The organism is Microbacterium sp. UNCCL10 (genome assembly GCF_000746195.1).
GTDB lineage: Bacteria > Actinomycetota > Actinomycetes > Actinomycetales > Microbacteriaceae > Microbacterium > Microbacterium saccharophilum.
Map to the genome: position 1 here is coordinate 392,936 of NZ_JQKT01000007.1, position 18,191 is coordinate 411,126.

Genomic DNA, 18,191 nt, shown 5'->3' on the forward strand with positions numbered 1-18,191 from the left:
TCGAAGACAGCATTGAGGAGCTAGAACATAGGTTCTAAGCTGTTGAAGTGAGGACGATCGTGCGGAATGCGGCTGCGGTGCAGGAGGTGCAGCGACTGCGCGCCCAGCTGGAGAAGGTGCAGGGGCGCCGCATGGACGCGCCCGTGCTGCCGACGCATCCGGCGCTGGCGGGGCTGCTGCCGGGGCGCGGGCTGCGGCCCGGGTCATCGTATTCGCTGGGCTCGTCGATGTCGCTGCTGTTCGCGCTGCTCGCCCAGCCCTCGCAGGCCGGGTCGTGGTGCGGGGTCGTGGGCGTGCCCGGGTTCGGGGCCGAGGCGGCCGAGAAGGTCGGCGTCGACCTGTCGCGTCTCGTGCTGATCCCCGATCCGGGGCAGCGCTGGATGGTCGTGACGGCGACGATCGCCGAAGTGCTCCCGCTCGTCGTGGTGCGCCCGCCCGCGCGGGCGAAGGATGCTGACATCTCCCGCCTCGCCGCCCGCATGCGGGAGCGCGGGTCGGTACTGCTCGTGCAGGGGCCGTGGCCGCAGACCGAGGCGATGATCGACGTCGCCGAGCCGCGCTGGTCGGGTCTCGGCGACGGGTACGGGATGCTGTCGGCGCGCGAGCTGACCGTGACCGTCTCCAGCCGCCGGTTCCCGACGCCCCGTTCCGAGCGGATGCTGCTCCCCGCGCCGGACGGCACGGTCGCGCCGATGCGGGACGACCGGAGACGCCCGGAGTCGGCGCCGACCTGGACGCCGGCGCCGATGCCGATGCCGATGCGGGCGGTGGGCTGAGATGGAGCCCCTCCGCAGCCTCATCGTGTGGGTGCCGGACTGGCCCGTCGTCGCCCTCACCCGCGACGGCGACGATCCACCCGACCCCGACCTGCCGATCGCGGTGTTCGCGAAGGGCGCCGTCGCGGCGTGCTCGGCGGCGGCCCGCGCCGAGGGCGTCCGGCGCGGGCAGCGCCGGCGTGACGCGCAGGCGCGCTGCCCGCACCTCCTCGTGGTCGAGGCCGACGAGACGCGCGACCACCGCGCGTTCGCACCGCTCATCGCCCGGCTCGAGGAGCTCGCGCCGGGCGTGCAGCTGCTGCAGCCGGGGCTCTGCGCCCTCCGCGCCCGGGGTCCTGCCCGCTTCTACGGCGGGGAGGCGGCGGCCGCGACGGTGCTCGTCGGCGCACTCGCCGACGCGGGGCTGGCCGATGTGCGCGCCGGCATCGCCGACGGGCCGTTCACCGCCGAGCAGGCCGCGCGTGCCGGGACGCGCCCGGAGGATCCGCTGCGGATCGTGCCGCCGGGGGAGTCCGCCGCGTTCCTCGCTCCGCTGCCGGTGACGGCGCTGGAGGACGACGTCGTCGACCTCTTCGCGCGGCTCGGGGTGCGGACCCTCGGGCAGGTGGCGGAGATGGCGCCGGAGCGTCTCGTCGAGCGGTTCGGGCCGCGCGGGGCGCGGCTGCACGCGCTGGCCGCCGGATCGGATTCCCGCCCCGTGACGCCGCGCACCCCGCCGCCGGAGCTGCACCGCGAGGTCTCCTTCGAGCCGCCGCTGGAGCTCGCCGAGCAGGTCGCGTTCGGCATGCGCATCGCGGCGGAGGAGTTCATCGCGGGGCTCGGGGCCGTCGATCTCGTCTGCACGGAGCTGCGGGTCGTGCTCACCGGCGACCGGGGCGACCGCAGCGACCGGGTGTGGCTGCATCCCGGAGCCTTCGACGCGGCCGCCGTCGTGGACCGGGTGCGCTGGCAGCTCGCCGAACAGGGGCTGCGCAGTCCCGTCGCGCGGGTGCGGATCGACCCGGAGGGGGTCGACGCCGCCGCGCACCACACCGCGACCCTGTTCGGCTCCGGCCCGGAGGAGCGCGTGCACCACGCCCTGTCCCGCGTGCAGGCGATGCTCGGGCATCGGGGCGTGCTCATGCCGGCCGTGGGCGGCGGGCGGTGGCTGGCGGAGCGGCAGATGCTCGTGCCGTGGGGCGACCGGCCCGTCGGCACGCAGACCCGCGACCGGCCGTGGCCGGGGAGCCTGCCCGATCCGCTGCCGGCGACGGTGTTCGCCGAGCAGGTGCCCGTCGCCGTGGTCGACGCCGACGGCGACATGGTGGCCGTCGACGGGCGGGGCGAGCTCACGGCATCCCCTGCCGCCCTCGTCGCGGGCGGCAGGTCCCGCGCGATCGGGACGTGGGCGGGCCCCTGGCCGGTCATCGAACGGGGGTGGGATGCGCGGGCGCGGCGCGCGCACCGCTTCCAGGTCGTCGACATGACGCAGACCGCGTGGCTGTTGGTATGCGAGGAGGGCGTCTGGCACGCCGAAGGGCTGTACGACTGATGGGCTTCCACAACCCCGCCGTGCCGTGGTCGGAGATGGAGCGGGTCCTCAGCGACCGGCGCCGCCCCGAGGGCACTCCCACGAACGCGGACGGCGGCGACAGCCCCGCCTGGTCGCGCAAGCGCGGGAAGTACGCGCCGCCACCCATCGAGCGCCCCGACGCCGCGTTCCCGTACGCCGAGCTGCACGCGCACTCCTCGTTTTCGTTCCTCGACGGCGCGTCCTCGCCGGAGGAGCTCGCCGAGGAGGCCGAGCGGCTCGGCCTGCACGCGCTCGCTGTGACCGACCACGACGGGTTCTACGGCATCGTCCGCTTCGCCGAGGCCGCCGAGCACCTCGCGGTGAAGACGGTGTTCGGGGCGGAGCTCTCGCTCGACCTCCCGAAGCCGCAGAACGGCGAGCCCGACCCGGCCGGGTCTCACCTGCTCGTCCTCGCCCGCGGGGAGGAGGGCTATCACCGGCTCGCCGCCGCGATCACCCACGCCCAGCTCGCCGGGCAGGAGAAGGGCCGGCCCGTCTACGACCTCAACGAGCTGGCCGCGCAGGGCGGGGAGCACTGGGCGATCCTCACCGGATGCCGGAAGGGCACGGTCCGGCAGGCGCTCGCCGCCGGCGGACCCGCCGCGGCCGCCGAGGAACTCGACCGGCTCGTCGCGCTGTTCGGGCCGGATGCCGTCAACGTCGAGCTCATCGACCACGGGAACCCCACCGACTCCCGCGACAACGACCTGCTGGCCGCGCTCGCCCGGGAGCGGGGGTTGCCGATCCTCGCGAGCAACAACGTGCACTACGCCGTGCCGGAGAAGGTGCAGCTGGCCGCGGCCGTCGCCGCCGTCCGCGCGAACCGGGGGCTCGACGAGCTCGACGGGTGGCTGCCCTCGCACGCCGGCGCGCACCTGCGCTCCGGGGCGGAGATGGCGCGGCGGTTCCGCCGCTACCCGGGCGCCGTCGCCCGCACCGTCGAGCTCGCCGACGAGCTGGCCTTTCCGCTGCGGCGTGCGAAGCCCGCCCTGCCGAAGCTGCCGGTCCCCGACGGGCACACGCCCATGACGTGGCTGCGGAAGCTCGTGTGGGACGCGGTGCCGCGCAAGTACCCCGACCTGCCGGAGAAGGACCGGGCGCGCATCGAGCGGGAGCTCGCCGTCATCGAGCAGAAGGACTTCCCGGGGTACTTCCTCATCGTCTACGGGATCGTGCAGGAGGCGCGGCGCCGCGGCATCCTGTGCCAGGGTCGCGGCTCGGCGGCCAACAGCGCCGTCTGCTACCTGCTGGACATCACGGCGATCGACTCGATCTTCTACCAGCTGCCGTTCGAGCGGTTCCTCTCGGCGCTGCGCGACGAGGAGCCCGACATCGACGTGGACTTCGACTCCGACCGCCGGGAGGAGATCATCCAGTGGGTGTACGCCACATACGGGCGGGAGCGGGCCGCGCAGGTAGCGAACGTCATCCAGTACCGGCCGAAGAACGCCGTCCGCGACATGGCGAAGGCGCTCGGGCACTCCCCGGGGCAGCAGGATGCGTGGTCGAAGCAGGTCGAGCGGTGGGGGGCGATGCTCGAGTCCGGGCCCGACCACGACATCCCCGACCGCGTCATCGCCTACGCGTCCGAGCTGCTGAAGGCGCCGCGGCACCTCGGCATCCACTCCGGCGGGATGGTGCTCACCGACCGGCCCGTCGGCGAGGTCGTCCCGATCGAGCACGCGCGCATGGCGGACCGCACCGTCATCCAGTGGGACAAGGACGACGCCGCGTGGATGGGCCTGGTGAAGTTCGACCTGCTGGGGCTCGGGATGCTCGCGGCGCTGCAGTACTGCTTCGACATGATCGAGGACGCCACGGGGGAGCGGTGGGAGCTCGCGACGATGCCGAAGGAGGAGCAGGCCGTCTACGACATGCTGTGCCGGGCGGACTCGATCGGGGTGTTCCAGGTGGAGTCGCGCGCGCAGATGGGGCTGCTGCCGCGCCTGCAGCCGCGCCGGTTCTACGACCTCGTGATCGAGATCGCGCTCGTCCGCCCCGGGCCCATCCAGGGCGGCGCCGTGCACCCGTACGTGCGGCGGAAGCTCGGGCGCGAGGAGGTCACGTACGCGCACGAGAAGCTCCGGCCGGCGCTGGAGCGCACCCTCGGCATCCCCGTCTTCCAGGAGCAGCTCATGCAGATGGGCATGGCGGTCGGCGGGCTGACAGGGGAGGATGCCGATCTGCTGCGCCGCGCGATGGGCTCCAAGCGCGGCATCGAGCGCATCGACTCGCTCAAGCGGAAGCTGTACGCCGGGATGGCGGAGAACGGGCTCGTCGGCGAGATCGCCGACGACATCTATACGAAGATCCAGGCGTTCGCGAACTTCGGGTTCGCGGAGAGCCACTCGCTGTCGTTCGGGCTGCTCGTGTACGCGTCGTCGTGGCTCAAGCTGCATTACCCGGGCGTCTTCCTCGCCGGGCTCCTGCGCGCCCAGCCGATGGGGTTCTACTCGCCCGCGACCCTCGTCGCCGACGCGCGCCGGCACGGCGTGGAGGTGCGCCGCCCCGACCTGCTGCGCTCCGGTGTGGATGCGGGGCTCGAGCCGGTCGAGGACGCTCCGGCCGGCGCGGAGCTGCGGCGATCCCCGACGGGCCGCGACGCGTGCGCGGAGCGGCTGCAGCCGCCCGTCGGCGACTTCGACATCCACGCGCCGGACGAGTCCGCCGCGCACCGCCGCGACGGGGCGTTCGCCGTGCGGCTGGGCCTTGCCGCCGTCACGGGCATCGGCGCGCGCCTAGCGGAGCGGATCGTGACGGAGCGGGACGCGCGCGGCCCCTACCGCGACCTCCGCGACCTTGTGCGCCGGACGGGCGCGAACACGGCGCAGCTGGAGGCGCTCGCGACGGCGGGGGCGTTCGAGTGCCTCGGCATCACGCGGCGGGAAGGCATCTGGCTGGCGGGGGATGCCGCGCAGGACCGCATCGAGTTCCTGCCGGGCTCGCTCGTGTCGGTGCAGCCGCCGCTGTTCGCCGATCCGACGAGCTACGAGACCCTCGCCGCGGACCTGTGGGCGACCGGCATCTCCACCGACGACCACCCGATGACGCACTACCGCTCCCAGCTCGACGCGCGCGGGGTGCTCACCTCCGGGGAGCTGCGCTCGCACGAGAGCGGCCGGCGCATCGAGGTCGCCGGGCTCGTGACGCACCGGCAGCGGCCGGCGACGGCATCCGGGGTCACGTTCCTCAACCTCGAGGACGAGCACGGGCTCGTCAACGTCATCTGCTCGACCGGGGTGTGGAACCGCTACCGGCGGGTGCTGCGCGACAGCCCCGCGCTCATCGCCCGCGGCATCCTGGAACGCTCGACGGAGGGGGTGACGAACCTGCTGGCCGACCGCTTCGAAGACCTCCGCGTCGGGGTGCAGCACCGCTCGCGGGACTTCCGCTAGGAGACGCTCCTGTCACGTCCCGGCCGCTCCCGCAAGGGGCTGGGGGTGCCGCCGCCCGCGGCGTACCGTGGCGCCCATGGCCAACGTCGCGGAGTTCTTCATCGACACCCTCGTCCGGGCAGGAGTGACGCGCATCTGGGGGCTCGCGGGCGACTCGCTCAATGCCTTCACGGATGCGCTGCGCAAGGACGGACGCATCGAATGGCTGCACATGCGGCACGAGGAGGCCGCCGCGTTCGCCGCGGGTGCGGACGCGGAGCTGACCGGCGAGCTCGCCGTCGTCGCCGGCTCCAGCGGCCCCGGCAACCTGCACTTCATCAATGGGCTGTTCGACGCGAACCGCAACCGGGTGCCCGTGCTGGCGATCGCGTCGCACATCCCGTCGGCGGAGATCGGCGGCTCGTACTTCCAGGAGACGCACCCGCAGGAGCTGTTCCGGGAGTGCAGCGTGTACTCCGAGCTCGTCGGCGACCCCGCGCAGCTGCCGTGGGTGCTGGAGATCGCGATGCGCTCCGCCGTGGAGAAGCGCGGCGTCGCGGTCGTCACGGTGCCCGGTGACCTGTTCTTCCAGGACGCCCCCGACCGCCGTCCGACCGCGCCGATCCGCCGCGCGCTCAGCGAGGTCGTCCCGGTGGAGTCCGAGCTGCGCGCCGCCGCCGACGTGCTCAACGGGGCGAAGAAGGTGACGATCCTCGCCGGGGCGGGCGTCGCCGACGCGCACGATGAGGTGATCGCGCTCGCCGAGGCGCTGCAGGCGCCGATCGTGCATGCCCTGCGCGGCAAGGAGCACATCGAGTGGGAGAACCCGTACGACGTCGGGATGACGGGACTCCTCGGCTTCGCGTCGGGCTACCGGGCGATGGAGAAGTGCGACGCGCTGCTCATGCTCGGCACCGACTTCCCGTACCGGCAGTTCTTCCCGGAGAAGGCGCAGATCGTGCAGGTCGACATCCGCGGCGAGCAGCTCGGCAAGCGCACGCCCATCGACGTCGGCATCGTCGGCGGCGTCCGCGAGACCGCGCTGGCGCTGCTGCCGCTCGTCGCGTCGGGGCGCAGTGGCAAGCATCTGAAGGACAGCGTCGACCACTACGCGAAGACGCGGCGTCAGCTCGACGACCTCGCGGTCGACGACCGCAAGACGCCGCTGCACCCGCAGTACGTGACGCGCATGATCGATGAGATGGCCGCCGAGGATGCCGTGTTCACGGCGGATGTCGGCAGCCCGGTGATCTGGGCGGCCAGGTACCTCACGATGACGCGGGGGAGACGGCTGCTCGGATCGTTCGTGCACGGATCGATGGCGAACGCGATGCCGCAGGCGCTCGGCGCGAAGGCGGCCGACCGCGACCGGCAGGTCATCGCGCTCGCCGGTGACGGCGGGCTGACGATGCTGCTCGGAGACCTGCTCTCGGCCCGGCAGAACGACCTGCCTGTGGTCGTCGTCGTGTTCAACAACTCGTCGCTGAACTTCATCGAGCTGGAGATGAAGGCCGCCGGGATCGTCACGTTCGGCACCGAGCTGAAGAACCCGAACTTCGCGGACGTCGCGCAGGCCATGGGGATCACCGGCATCCGCGTGGAGAAGGGGACGGAGCTGCGGCCCGCGCTCGAGGCCGCGTTCGCGAGCGGTGGCCCCGTGCTGATCGACGTCGTCACGGCGCGCGAGGAGCTGTCGATCCCGCCGGCCATCACGCTCGCGCAGGCGAAGGGCTTCACGATGTGGGCGCTCAAGACGGTGCTGTCCGGGCGGGGTGACGAGCTGCTCGACCTCGCGGACACGAACGTGTGGCGGCGGATCTTCAAGTAGGGGCGGGGGGCGGCGTGCCGGGGATCCTACGAGGAGTGCTGCGGGGCCGCTCGGTGGGTGACGTGAGTCGGCCCGCTCAGAACGGCGGCGGGTCCGTGTCGGTGACGACGCCCGTCGGGCTCGTCCATGTGAGGGTGCCGGTGCGGTTCAGCACCACCGACCAGCGCGTCTCATCCTTGAGGGGATGATGATGCGGGCAGAGCGGCCCGAGATTGTCCGCGGAGGTGGCGCCACCGTCGGTCCAGCGGGTGCGATGGTCGATGTCGCAGCGATGCGCGGGGCGGAGGCACCCCGGGAAGGTGCACGTCGGGTAGAGGACGCCGAGGAGGCGCTGCAGGTCGCGCGGGACGCGGCGGGTCGTGCGGTCGACGGACAGCACGGTGCCCGAGATCGGGTCGGTGAGCACGCGGATCCAGCTCGTCGCACCCCCGGCGAGGCGGCGGGCGGTGTCGCGATCGATGGGACCGACACCGTCGAGGGTCGCAGGCTCATCGGAGTGGCCGAGCAGCGTCATGACCGGCACGGTGACCCGGACCGTCGAGGTGACGCCGAGGCCGAGGTCGCCGGTCAGCAGCAGGTCGCAGGCGACGTCGGCGCGCAGCTGCGGGAGCGTGCGGTGCTCGTCCGGCTGCGCGGCGAGGTGTCGTGCATTGTCCTCGACGCGCTCCTCGATCGCCTTGACCTTCGCGGCCGGCGCCGAGACGAGGATCGTCCCCATGCCGTCGACGTCGTAGTCGAACCAGGCCGCGCGATCCTCGGCGGCGCGCGCGTGGCGCTCATCGATCGACTCGGGGTGGACGCGCTCGCGCAGCGCCCGCGCGCGTCGGCGGAGGCGACCGGGGCTGAGTTCCTGCGCAGGCCCGGCGACGCCCTCGTCGAACGCCTGCCACGTTTCCGGGTCGTCCGGAAGGCTCGCGGCGAGCTCGCCGATCGTCGCCGCGTTCTGCTCCGGGACGGAACCGGCGCGGTACGCGGCCCAGACGGCCGGGCACCGCCGCTGCAGCACCTCGGCGCGATGCGCGCGGGTGCGCACGTGATTCTCGGACACGTGGAGCCGGAGGCTGAGGTCGGCGGCCGCCGACCGTACGGCGAGGCTGCGCCGCCGGGCGCGGACCGCGGCGATGCTCGCACCGCGCGGAGGAATCCATGCAGGGTCGAGCGTGGGGTCGGGGCCTAGCCAGGGGACCGTGTCGGCAGCCGCGCGCAGGAGCACGCCGTGGAACATCTCGTCCTGAGCCGCCGCGAGGAGGCGGCTCGCGCGGACAGCGTTCTCTGCTTCGCGGAGTTCGTCTTCCGGGGATGCCGGCGGAAGGGGCGGCGGTTCGACGTCAGCCTCACCCCAGGTCAGCCGATCGTCGTACTCACGGAAGCGCATTTCGAGATAGGCATCGACGAGCGCGGGGTCGGACCAGAGGTCCTGCGTCCCGTCGCCGTTCGTCGAAAGCTCCATAAGTAGATGCTAGGGAGGGCCTCCGACATTGGGACATCGTGACGACATCCCAGCCCCTGAGAACCCGCTCAGCGACAGCGCTCGTACACGTACGCCGGATCGTCCGGGGTGACGAGCTGTCGGTCGCGGAGGATCATCGCGCGGGGCCGCTCGCGGAACGTGCACACGACGCGGAACGGCACGTCGAGCCCATCGGCGTACTCCACGTCGAGCACGTCATCCCCGTACACGTCGGTGTACGCCTCGCACTCGCGGAAGGCCGCGCACTGCTCGGCGATCGCGAAGTCGAAGTGCGACGACGAGTGCAGAACCGCCGCGTCCTCGGCGGCGTTCTTCTGTGCCGCCGCGAGCCCCGCGGCGTGCGCGACGTCGACGAGGCGTCGCGCGAGCACGATGGCATCCACGCGTGTCAACAGTCCACCCGAACGCGCGTAGCTGTCGAGGTTGTCGAATTCGACGGCGTCGAATCCGTCGTCCGCGCAGCCGCGGATCCACGGGCTCACGACCGCGAGGACGGCCTCGGCGTCGGAGGTGTCGACGAGGGCCTCGTCCGGCCAGTCCGGATCGATCACGACCTCTCGCGAGGCATCCCGCAGGAGGAGCTCGTCCGGCCAGTCGCCGCGCTCGCCCGGCTGCGTCTGGAACGCGTTGATGTAGCAGATCGAGTAGGCCGCGACCGGCGGGGCGGTGCGATCGCGCACGACGACGTCGACCCCCGAATCGAGGTCGTAGGCGCCCCCCAGCTGATAGTCGAAGGCGGCGCCCACGGGCGGCGGCGCCGGCGTCGAAGGTGTGCAGCCGGTCAGGAGCACCACGGCCAGGACAGCCGCGACCGCGCCGGTGAGGGCGACACGGATGCCACGAGGAGCCATGCGCTGACGCTATCGCACGCGTGCCATCGCGGCGGACCTACCGCAGCAGCTCCCGGAGCGTCTGGATCGTGTCCGCCTCGTCCGGATTCTTGTCCGGCCGATACCCCTTCACCCGCGCGAAGCGCAGCGCCACCCCGCCGGGGTAGCGGGTCGAGCGCTGCACGCCGTCGATCGCGATCTCGACGACCGTCACCGGGCGCACATGCACGGCGTGGGCGCTGCGGTGCGTCTCGATCGTCGGGAAGTGCGCGGTCTGCCAGCGCAGCAGCTCGTCCGTCAGACCCTTGAAGGTCTTGCCGACCATGACGTACCCGCCCGGCGGCCCGAACTCACCCGACGGGTCGAGCGCGCCCAGGTGCAGGTTGGAGAGCTGACCGGTGCGCCGGCCCGACCCCCACTCCACCGCGAGCACGACGAGGTCGTAGGTCAGCACGGGCTTGACCTTGATCCAGTTCTTCCCGCGTCTGCCCGCCGCGTACGGCGCGTCGAGCGCCTTCACGACGACACCCTCGTGCCCCGCCGCGAGCGCGTCGCGCGACAGCTGCGCGGCGACCTCCGCGTCCGCCGTGATGACGCCCGGCATCCGCCACTCGCCGGCGATGCGCTCGAGTTCGCGCTGCCGCTCCGCGAGCTGCGCTTCCAGCAGGTCGCGCCCGTCGACGTGCAGCACGTCGAAGAACCATGGCCGCAGCAGGGTCTCGCTGATCGTCTCCGAGCCGAAGCGCGACATCGTGTCCTGGAAGGGGCGCGGAGCGCCGTCGGCATCCAGCGACAGCGTCTCGCCGTCGAGGATGACGGCATCCACCGGCAGCGCCCGCACGATCTCGACGAGCTCGGGCACCCGGTTCGTGATGTCGGCGAGGTTGCGCGTGAACACCTGCACCCGCTCGCCCGCCCGGTGCACCTGGATGCGGGCGCCGTCGAGCTTGTACTCCACCGACGCCTCACCCGCGATCGTCGTAATCGCCTCGTCCACCGAGCCCGCCGTCGAGGCGAGCATCGGCAGCACCGGGCGGCCGACGACCAGGCCGACCTCCGCGAGCTCGCCGGGCTCACCCGCCAGCGCGATGCGCGCCGTCTCGCCGAGGTCGCCGGAGAGCATCGCGGCGCGGCGCACCACAGCCGCATCCTGCCCGGACGCCCGCGTGACGGCGTCGAGCAGGACACCCTCGAGCGCGCCGGTGCGCAGCTCGCCCAGGAGGACGCGGGCCAGGAAGTCCCGCTCGGCCGCCGTCGCCGTCCCGGCCAGCGTGTGGAGCTCGGTGCGGCGCGTGCCGCCCGAGCCTGTGCCGGATGCCGCGGCCAGGCGTTCGAGCGCGGCATCGACCTCGAGCACCGTCAGCGTCGGCTCCGCCGCATGTTCGACCTCGAGCGAGGTCAGCCCGCGCCATCCGACGCCGATCCGGCCCTGCCGCGGCTTGGCGGTGAGGAACCCGATGGCCGGCGCGATCTCGTCGGGCTCGAGCAGGCGCAGCAGCGCCGCCAGCGCGTCGACTTTCGCGAGCCGTGACGTGGTGGACGCCACGACGTCGGTGGTGATCACGAGCTCGTGCAGCAGCATCCGCTCAGTCTCCTCCTGGGTACCGACAGCCGGACGGGTTACGTCTTGGCATCCTGCTGCGGCACGAACACGTGCTTGATGATCAGCAGGATGGCGGCGGTCACCGGGATCGCGACCAGGGCGCCGAGCAGGCCGAGCAGGGTGCCGCCGACGAGGGCGCCGATCACGACGAGCGAACCCGGGATCGCGATCGCCCGGTTCATCACGCGCGGCGTCAGCAGGTATGCCTCGAGCTGCATGTAGACGAAGTACAGGATGCCGAAGACGAGCGCCGCGACCGGGTCGGCGAGGAGCGCGACCACCGTGCCGATGACCCAGAACAGCACCGGTCCGATGAGCGGGATCAGGGTGATGAGGAACGCCGCCAGGCCCATGAGGGCGGGGAAGGGGAGGCCCAGCACGAGGTAGAGGATCGTCGCGAAGGCCGCGTTGCAGGCCGCGAGGATCACCATGCCGATGAGGTATCCGCCGATCGAATCGGTGATCTGCTCGGTGAGGTTTGCGACCGAGGCGCGGTTGCGGGCCGGCGTCAGGCGGTAGAACGCGGCCTTCATGGCGTCGAGCGACGCCAGGAAGTACAGCGTCAGCACGACGACGATGACGGCGCCGGTGAGAGCGTTGCCGACGCCGAAGCCGACCGAGAGGACGCCGCCCGCGATCGCGAGCAGGTTCGACGGGTCGGCGAGGAAGGTCTTCAGCTGATCGAGTCCGGAGCCGATCACGTCGCCGAGCTGGTCCTCCATCCCGAGATACCAGTCCGATGTCTGGAGCGCGGTGATCTGCGCGGGGATCGCGCGCACGAACTGGCCGATCTGCGCGAGCGCGGGCGGCAGCACCCAGACGACGACGGCGGCGGCGACGAGCAGGAACCCCGCGAAGACGACGGCGATGCCCCACGGTCGGGGGAGTCCGCGGCGTTCCAGCCGGCCGACGACCGGGTCGAGCCCGAGGGCCGCGAAGAGCGCGAGGGCGATGTAGATGAGGATCGTCGACAAGGATGCCAGCGCCATGCCGACCAGGATCGCCGCGAGGCCGCCGAGCGTGACGGTGAATCCGAGCAGGAACGGGTGGTCGAGCGCCGCGCGGACGGCCGGATGCCGCGTGTCCGATGCGGGGGCTGTTGCCCGTTCGCGCACCGGTCGGGCGACGGATGCGGATGCTGCGGGCTCGTCGGTCACGTTCACACTGTCGCGGCTTGGTGGGTGGGCGTCAACATGCGGGTGGCTCGCGAGGGCGGTCTGGAGCCGCGGCTGGCCTAGAATCGGGAGGCCAGCCTCTGTAGCTCAATGGAAGAGCAGTTCCGTCCTAAGGAAACGGTTGGGGGTTCGAGTCCCTCCAGGGGCACCGTCTCTTTTTGCGTCTGACCAGGTATTTCTTCCGTGGCCAGACCACTCAGAACGGCTTTTTGGCCGCTTTTTGGCCGCATTTGAGAAAGCTATGAGCCGAAACCGAGGCAGCTTCGACGTCCTCCACGGAGCGTCGTTCGACTCCTCAGAACGACGAAATCGAGCATTTCTGGCGTCCCGAGCCTCGTCGAAAAGTTGAGCAGTCTGCTCTCCGGCGTTACGTCGGTCGGGCGTAGCGGGTCTGCGGACCTGACGGCAGCGCCAAGAGCGGCATCGCGTCGTTGAGGCGCGATGCGACGGCATCCAGATCATCGTCGAAGAGGTCGGCGTAGGTGTCGAGCGTCATGGCCGCCGACGCGTGGCCGAGCATCCGCTGCACAGCCTTCACGTTCGCGCCCGAGCTGATCGCGAGCGATGCGGCGGTGTGGCGGAGGTCGTGAGGCGTCAGCCTCGGGATCGATGGGTCCACAGCCTGCGCACGGCGGACCGCGTTCGCAAACCATCCCTGTGCGCCTGAGTTGCGCATGTGGTTGATGCCGTCGCCGAACAGCAGCCCTTCCGGTCCCTTGCCGGCGCACGCCTGCTCGATCATCGGAGCGAGTCGCGCGGGATACGGGACAGAGCGCCTCTCGTGCGTCTTGGGCGTGCCGACGTGGATCTCGTAGGCGATCATCACCGCGTTCTCCTCGATCACGAAGCGTCGACGCAGTCGATTCACACTCCGCACGCGCAGCCCCGTCGCCTCACCCCAGCGCAGGCCGGTGTAGGCCAAGGTCAGGACCATCGTCGGATACGCCGAGCATGCCGCCAACGTCGCCACCTGGTCGTGCGAGAGATAGACGCGGCGCTTGCCTGGTCCGCTCCGAGGGAGATTGCGAATGTGTCGCGCAGGATTGTTCGCAAGGCGACGATCATCGATGGCGACATCGAGGATGCCTGCGAGGACTCCCAGCGCGCGAAGCACGACCGTGCGCGACTTCTGCGTCGCGAGCTCTGACACCCAGTCCTGAACTTCAGACCGCCGGATCGACCAGATCTCCCTATCTGCCCAGACTGGAGCGACGTGGTTCTTCCACGCCCGCTCGAGCGTCATGTAATACGAAGGCTTCGACATCGGCGGCTGCTTCGACCGCAGCCAGCTATCGGCGAACATCCGGACCGGCACCCGCGACGCCACGGGATCGATGTACTCGCCCTTCGACTTGGACACGGTGACCATTGACAGGTAGAGCTTCGCCTCGCGCATCGTCGTGAAGCCGCGCTTCTGCCCTTCGGTGCGATCAGGCTTGCGGTAGCGCACGCGGTAGCGGCGGCCATTCGCCGTTTCGTACGGGGTGATGGTGCCCATCGCGACTCCGCTCGTGCCTGGCTCGACGGTCAGTATCGGGCCAGTGTCGGACACTGCGCGCGCCGCGTCAACGCGGCCGATCACAGATGTGGGCGCATGTCGGAAGATGTGCTGAATTGGCGTTCAGTTGAGGGACGCCTCCCTCCGAGGCCGAGAGTCTAGCGCTCGGTCACGACTCCGTTCTCGCGCTCACTCCTTGCAGACTCCGCGCTGGCGCGCGTCGCTTAGCAGCCGTTCGACGACGAGCACTGCGCGGCGCCCGACCGCTAGGGGGCCGGATGTCGGATCGGACGGGACTGAGCGTTCTTGTGATCGCGCGACTTGATTGGTGTTCAGGAGCTGACGTGCCAGGACCGATACGCTGCCGGCTATGGACCCGACGACTCCCGCGCTGCTCGCGCTGGAAGCCGGCGTTAGCCAGAAGCGGGTCCGCGAGATTCTCCGCGACCTCTACGGGACTCTGCCTGAAGACACAACTCGATGGCTGCTCGACGATCTTCAGGCGGAGGAGGTGCGGTCGAGACTTCCTGCCGGAGACGGCGCGCCGCGCGATTGGGCCCTCGAAGTCGGAGATACCGTTCGGCGGCGGCAGCTCCACCGGCAGTATGGCGGAGGGCAGCAAGGCGGGATCTCTTCCTCCAGCCGCACTTCCGACATCTTCATCTTCACCAATCCCGCGCGCGGGTCACGGTATGGGTACGACGTCCACGAAGGCTTGCAGCCCGACGGAAGCTTTGCGTATACCGGCGAGGGCCAGTCAGGGGATCAGGAGTTCACGCGCGGGAACAAGGCGCTCCTTAATGCGGCGGACGAAGCACGCACGATTCGTGTGTTCAACGCTCAGCCGCCCTATGCAACCTATGTGGGGGCGTTCACAACAGGTGAGCCCCTGTGCTCCTTCCATGAGATTCCGGGCGCGGACGGCAATCTACGGCGCGCGATCGTTTTCAACCTCGTACCGCTGGACGCCAACCCCGCGCTGCTCGCTCCGAATCCGGGCCAGCTTCGGCTGCTCAAGCCGCAGGTGGGTCGCTGGGACCCGCCCGACGCCTCAGACATCAACGTCATAGTCGACGCCACTCGACTCCCGCCAGGGGATCGCGTCGTCTCGCGCCAGGAGTTTCAACTTCAGGCAGACTTCGGACAGTGGCTCACCGATCGGGGCACACCTCCCAGCCGACTGCGGCTCCCCGTTGCCGGGGCGATCATCGAGCCAGACATGTACGTGGAGGCTGAGGGATGGGTGGTTGAGGCGAAGAAATCGACCGGTCGCGAGTATGTCCGAATGGCGATCGGGCAGGTGCTTGACTACACCCGCAACGCCCGCGCGCTCGATACCCAGGTGACCCCGATGATCTTGCTGCCTGGTCGTGCAGAGTCAGACCTGCAGGAGCTGACGGCCGACCTCGGAATCACGCTTGCCTCCCGCGACGGAGACTCATTCGAGCTGGTGCGCCCGTAGCGATTAAGCGCTGGCGCCGGCGACGACCAATCGCACCGCGGGGACATCAGCAGGTGCCCAGTCGAGGTGTTCCAGCTCACGTGGTGTGCACCATCGAACCTCGGCGTGCTCCATCAACTGAGGCGTGCCCTCGATCAGCTCACACCAGAACGTTGTGAGCGTGACGACGCCGAAGTCATACTCGTGCGTCGTCGTTGTCAGCTCGGCACCGACATGCACGCTGCAGGCGAGTTCTTCAGCTATCTCGCGCTCGAGAGCAGCCCGTGCGGTCTCGCCTGGCTCAATCTTGCCGCCCGGAAACTCCCAGTGCCCGCCAAGACTGCCCGACGGACCGCGCTTCGCACAAAAAACCTCGCCGTCACGCACGATCACGGCACCGACCACGTAGATCTGCATACGCACCATCCGCCTTTCGGAGCCGCCGGCAGCCGGACCACAGCACGTCACGCACCGAGATCGCCGTTGCTCGACCCTAAAGCGCAAGGTAGTAGTTCTTGATGACCTGAGCCATCAAGAACCGCCGCTCCTTGAGGAACGCATGGTACGACTCGGCAGTCGTCGTGCGCACGCTCGCCGGGATAGCGTTCATGCGAAGGTTTGTCTTGAGTCAAGATCGGTCGTGATCTCGCCCAGTCGGAGGACACCATCAGCGATCTGCGCGTCGATCAGGGACATGTAGTCGCCGGGCGCCTTGTCCTTGATCGCGATGTTGATCGGGGTCTCGGTGAGCGCGAAGTTTGCGATCTGGTTGTAGTCGCTGCGGTCATTCAAGCCCTGCTTGATCAGGTAGTTCTTCGGCACGACATGGTGGATGTCGCCCACCTCTTCGATCATGCTGCCGACGGTCACGTTCTTTGAGAGGAATCCGCGAGATCCCCCATGAATCTGCGCGACCAGGAAGGCGAGGAAGTACGGGCTGCGGACGCTAGAGCTCTCCATCTCCATCGGCAGAGCGACGTTCCAGAATGTGTCCGCGAGCTGCGAGGATTCGATGTCACGTAGCACTTGAAGCGCGCCGACTTCGTTGATTCGTCGGATGTCGGCTTCGAACGCGGTCTCGAAGCTCCCCGTATACCGGCCGGTCAGCAGGGACATCACGAACCATCGGCGTACGACGTATTTGATCTCGCCTTCATTGAGGTTCTTCTCGGTTCGGAGCTTGAGGTATAGGGCGTAGGCGAAGTTCAACGCGTTCTTCGAGCTAATGAGGCGTGGGGCGACGAACCCAGCGGACTTGATCGTCAGCGTGAACTGCTGGAAGTTGTACTGGTTCACGATCTCGAGAAGCACGCTCTCGAGGCGGTCAAATGACTCGACGGCGAGCTCCTCGCTGAAGGTGCGGGTCTCGAAGTCACGACCGGAGAGAACGCTGACCAGCGCGGCCACCTTGCCGCGCGAGAACTCCTTGATCCCCGCGACGCGAATGACGTCGGTGTAGGTCGGGTCGTAGAGGTCGGAGTTGTCATGCTTCAGCCATGAGATGGCGGGGAGGTACCCGGACGCCGCGAAGCTCGCGTCATTCTCAGCGATGTCCGAGAAGACGTGGGGAGCGACCGCGAGTTGACAGAAGTAGTCGATCAGCTTCCGAAGGTTGCTCCCGAGGTGACCATGGCTGGAGATCTTGCTCATCGCGAAGTCGGCGCTGCTGAGAGGGACGCCCTTGGAGTTGATTCGGATGAAGATCTCGGTCACCGTCTCGATGTCGAGATCCTCGGCAAGGGTGATGATGCCAACCTGAGCCTGCTTGATCGCTGACAACCGCTGAAGAGCCTGCTCAACATGCGGGGCATCCACGTCCGGATTGGCATCCATGTACGCCTTAGTCGCGGAGAAGGTCGAGGTCGCGTTGACGAAGTCAGCCACGTCCGAGATCCACGCGCTGTCCTTGTCAATGACGGGAGTGAGCGTCGCGAACTGCTCGGTCGCGGGGTTGAACGCGATCTTGATGCGCTTCCGCTTGTAGCTCTTGTCGACGACGAACTGGCCGACGAGGGCTGCAGTCATCGCGGTGATCCGCTGCTGACCATCGATGAGGATCTGCCGGAAGGAGGACTTCGACCCGTCCTTCAGCCCCACGTCAGCGCTCTGCCACGTGATGAGATACCCGATCGGGAAGCCGTTGTACAGAGAGTCGAGCAGGTCGCGCACCTTGGTCGAGTCCCACACGAATGGGCGCTGCATTTCCGGGATCGCGACCTGCCCGGTCCTCACCCAAGTGAGGAGCGTTTCGACAGAGTGCTGCTGAACTGTGCACTTCGACAAGATGTCCCTCCGGTGATCCCCAGGCGGCCTCCGCGAGTGTGCTCCAATGCCGGTCTCGCGTGTTGAGACGCCGAGGCCCATCCTGCCTTAGATGCTCAGCGGTAAACCAAATCGGCTATAGGCTCGGGCATACCCGGAAACATCCGGTTCAATCCGCTTGGGGGCGTGATGGGCGAACCGTGGCTCTCGGCCGACGATGTCGCCATGCATCTCGGTGTGACGAAAGACACCGTGTATGCATGGATCGCAGACAAGGGCATGCCAGCGCACAAGGTCGGGCGTCTGTGGAAGTTCCAGGCAAGCGAGGTTGATGCCTGGGTGCGAAGCGGTGGCAGCAGCGCCGGGGGTGCTGCGTAGAAC

At 69.5% G+C, this 18,191-nt stretch carries 13 protein-coding genes and 1 tRNA gene; 7 read left to right on the top strand and 7 right to left on the bottom strand.

Translation table 11 applies throughout. From position 1 onward, the window contains the following. Nucleotides 1-59 precede the first annotated feature (59 nt). From BR85_RS02145 to poxB, 4 genes are all read left to right on the top strand, one after another. The gene (locus BR85_RS02145; RefSeq protein WP_051526223.1) at nucleotides 60-776 is read left to right on the top strand and encodes a hypothetical protein; all 717 of its coding nucleotides are present in this window, start codon (nucleotides 60-62) and stop codon (nucleotides 774-776) included. Between the two features lies 1 nt (nucleotide 777). Beyond that, nucleotides 778-2,307, top strand: coding sequence for a DNA polymerase Y family protein (locus BR85_RS02150; RefSeq protein ID WP_028495036.1), 1,530 nt, complete (start codon nucleotides 778-780; stop codon nucleotides 2,305-2,307). After that, nucleotides 2,307-5,723, top strand: coding sequence for an error-prone DNA polymerase (locus BR85_RS02155; RefSeq protein WP_028495037.1), 3,417 nt, complete (start codon nucleotides 2,307-2,309; stop codon nucleotides 5,721-5,723). The genes BR85_RS02150 and BR85_RS02155 overlap by 1 nt, the downstream gene beginning before the upstream one ends. A gap of 76 nt (nucleotides 5,724-5,799) precedes the next feature. Then, nucleotides 5,800-7,530, top strand: a complete 1,731-nt coding sequence (poxB, locus tag BR85_RS02160; RefSeq protein ID WP_028495038.1) for a ubiquinone-dependent pyruvate dehydrogenase — start codon at nucleotides 5,800-5,802, stop codon at nucleotides 7,528-7,530. Between the two features lie 76 nt (nucleotides 7,531-7,606). On the opposite strand, the gene BR85_RS14810 is transcribed toward poxB, so the two are convergent. The 4 genes from BR85_RS14810 to BR85_RS02180 form a co-directional block, all read right to left on the bottom strand. Beyond that, a complete protein-coding gene (locus tag BR85_RS14810; protein WP_051526117.1) occupies nucleotides 7,607-8,980 on the bottom strand; it encodes an HNH endonuclease signature motif containing protein in 1,374 nt (457 codons plus the stop codon). Nucleotides 8,981-9,048: 68 nt separating this feature from the next. Beyond that, complete coding sequence (locus tag BR85_RS02170) at nucleotides 9,049-9,852, bottom strand: endo alpha-1,4 polygalactosaminidase (RefSeq protein WP_036272136.1); 804 nt, start codon at nucleotides 9,850-9,852, stop codon at nucleotides 9,049-9,051. A 37-nt stretch (nucleotides 9,853-9,889) separates the two neighbouring features. Further along, nucleotides 9,890-11,413, bottom strand: coding sequence for an ATP-dependent DNA ligase (locus BR85_RS02175; RefSeq protein ID WP_028495040.1), 1,524 nt, complete (start codon nucleotides 11,411-11,413; stop codon nucleotides 9,890-9,892). A gap of 38 nt (nucleotides 11,414-11,451) precedes the next feature. Next, nucleotides 11,452-12,591 (bottom strand): AI-2E family transporter, encoded by a 1,140-nt coding sequence (locus BR85_RS02180; RefSeq protein ID WP_231478549.1) that lies wholly within the window; start codon nucleotides 12,589-12,591, stop codon nucleotides 11,452-11,454. Between the two features lie 94 nt (nucleotides 12,592-12,685). Here BR85_RS02180 and BR85_RS02185 point away from each other — a divergent pair. After that, nucleotides 12,686-12,757 (top strand) — tRNA-Arg (locus BR85_RS02185). 219 nt (nucleotides 12,758-12,976) lie between these two features. Here the strand turns inward: BR85_RS02185 and BR85_RS02190 are convergent. After that, nucleotides 12,977-14,107 (bottom strand): site-specific integrase, encoded by a 1,131-nt coding sequence (locus tag BR85_RS02190; protein WP_036272139.1) that lies wholly within the window; start codon nucleotides 14,105-14,107, stop codon nucleotides 12,977-12,979. Between the two features lie 370 nt (nucleotides 14,108-14,477). Here BR85_RS02190 and BR85_RS02195 point away from each other — a divergent pair, with 370 nt between their 5' ends. Further along, nucleotides 14,478-15,569, top strand: a complete 1,092-nt coding sequence (locus BR85_RS02195; RefSeq protein WP_036272140.1) for an SRA domain-containing endonuclease — start codon at nucleotides 14,478-14,480, stop codon at nucleotides 15,567-15,569. 3 nt (nucleotides 15,570-15,572) lie between these two features. Here BR85_RS02195 and BR85_RS02200 read toward each other — a convergent pair whose 3' ends face one another. Then, nucleotides 15,573-15,965, bottom strand: coding sequence for a (deoxy)nucleoside triphosphate pyrophosphohydrolase (locus BR85_RS02200; RefSeq protein WP_331280836.1), 393 nt, complete (start codon nucleotides 15,963-15,965; stop codon nucleotides 15,573-15,575). Nucleotides 15,966-16,154: 189 nt separating this feature from the next. Further along, complete coding sequence (locus BR85_RS02205; RefSeq protein ID WP_331280837.1) at nucleotides 16,155-17,912, bottom strand: GmrSD restriction endonuclease domain-containing protein; 1,758 nt, start codon at nucleotides 17,910-17,912, stop codon at nucleotides 16,155-16,157. Between the two features lie 87 nt (nucleotides 17,913-17,999). Here BR85_RS02205 and BR85_RS15095 point away from each other — a divergent pair, with 87 nt between their 5' ends. Continuing rightward, nucleotides 18,000-18,188 carry a helix-turn-helix domain-containing protein gene (locus tag BR85_RS15095; RefSeq protein WP_028495044.1) on the top strand — a complete coding sequence of 63 codons (189 nt, stop codon included), beginning with the start codon at nucleotides 18,000-18,002 and terminating at the stop codon, nucleotides 18,186-18,188. Nucleotides 18,189-18,191: the final 3 nt, after the last annotated feature.

Coding starts and splice junctions, on each gene's coding strand:
- BR85_RS02150 (WP_028495036.1), top strand. CDS start 778: ATGGAGCCCCTCCGCAGCCTCATCGTGTGGGTGCCGGACTGGCCCGTC.
- BR85_RS02155 (WP_028495037.1), top strand. CDS start 2,307: ATGGGCTTCCACAACCCCGCCGTGCCGTGGTCGGAGATGGAGCGGGTC.
- poxB (WP_028495038.1), top strand. CDS start 5,800: ATGGCCAACGTCGCGGAGTTCTTCATCGACACCCTCGTCCGGGCAGGA.
- BR85_RS14810 (WP_051526117.1), bottom strand. CDS start 8,980: ATGGAGCTTTCGACGAACGGCGACGGGACGCAGGACCTCTGGTCCGAC.
- BR85_RS02170 (WP_036272136.1), bottom strand. CDS start 9,852: ATGGCTCCTCGTGGCATCCGTGTCGCCCTCACCGGCGCGGTCGCGGCT.
- BR85_RS02175 (WP_028495040.1), bottom strand. CDS start 11,413: ATGCTGCTGCACGAGCTCGTGATCACCACCGACGTCGTGGCGTCCACC.
- BR85_RS02190 (WP_036272139.1), bottom strand. CDS start 14,107: ATGGGCACCATCACCCCGTACGAAACGGCGAATGGCCGCCGCTACCGC.
- BR85_RS02195 (WP_036272140.1), top strand. CDS start 14,478: ATGGACCCGACGACTCCCGCGCTGCTCGCGCTGGAAGCCGGCGTTAGC.
- BR85_RS02200 (WP_331280836.1), bottom strand. CDS start 15,965: ATGCAGATCTACGTGGTCGGTGCCGTGATCGTGCGTGACGGCGAGGTT.
- BR85_RS02205 (WP_331280837.1), bottom strand. CDS start 17,912: ATGGGCCTCGGCGTCTCAACACGCGAGACCGGCATTGGAGCACACTCG.
- BR85_RS15095 (WP_028495044.1), top strand. CDS start 18,000: ATGGGCGAACCGTGGCTCTCGGCCGACGATGTCGCCATGCATCTCGGT.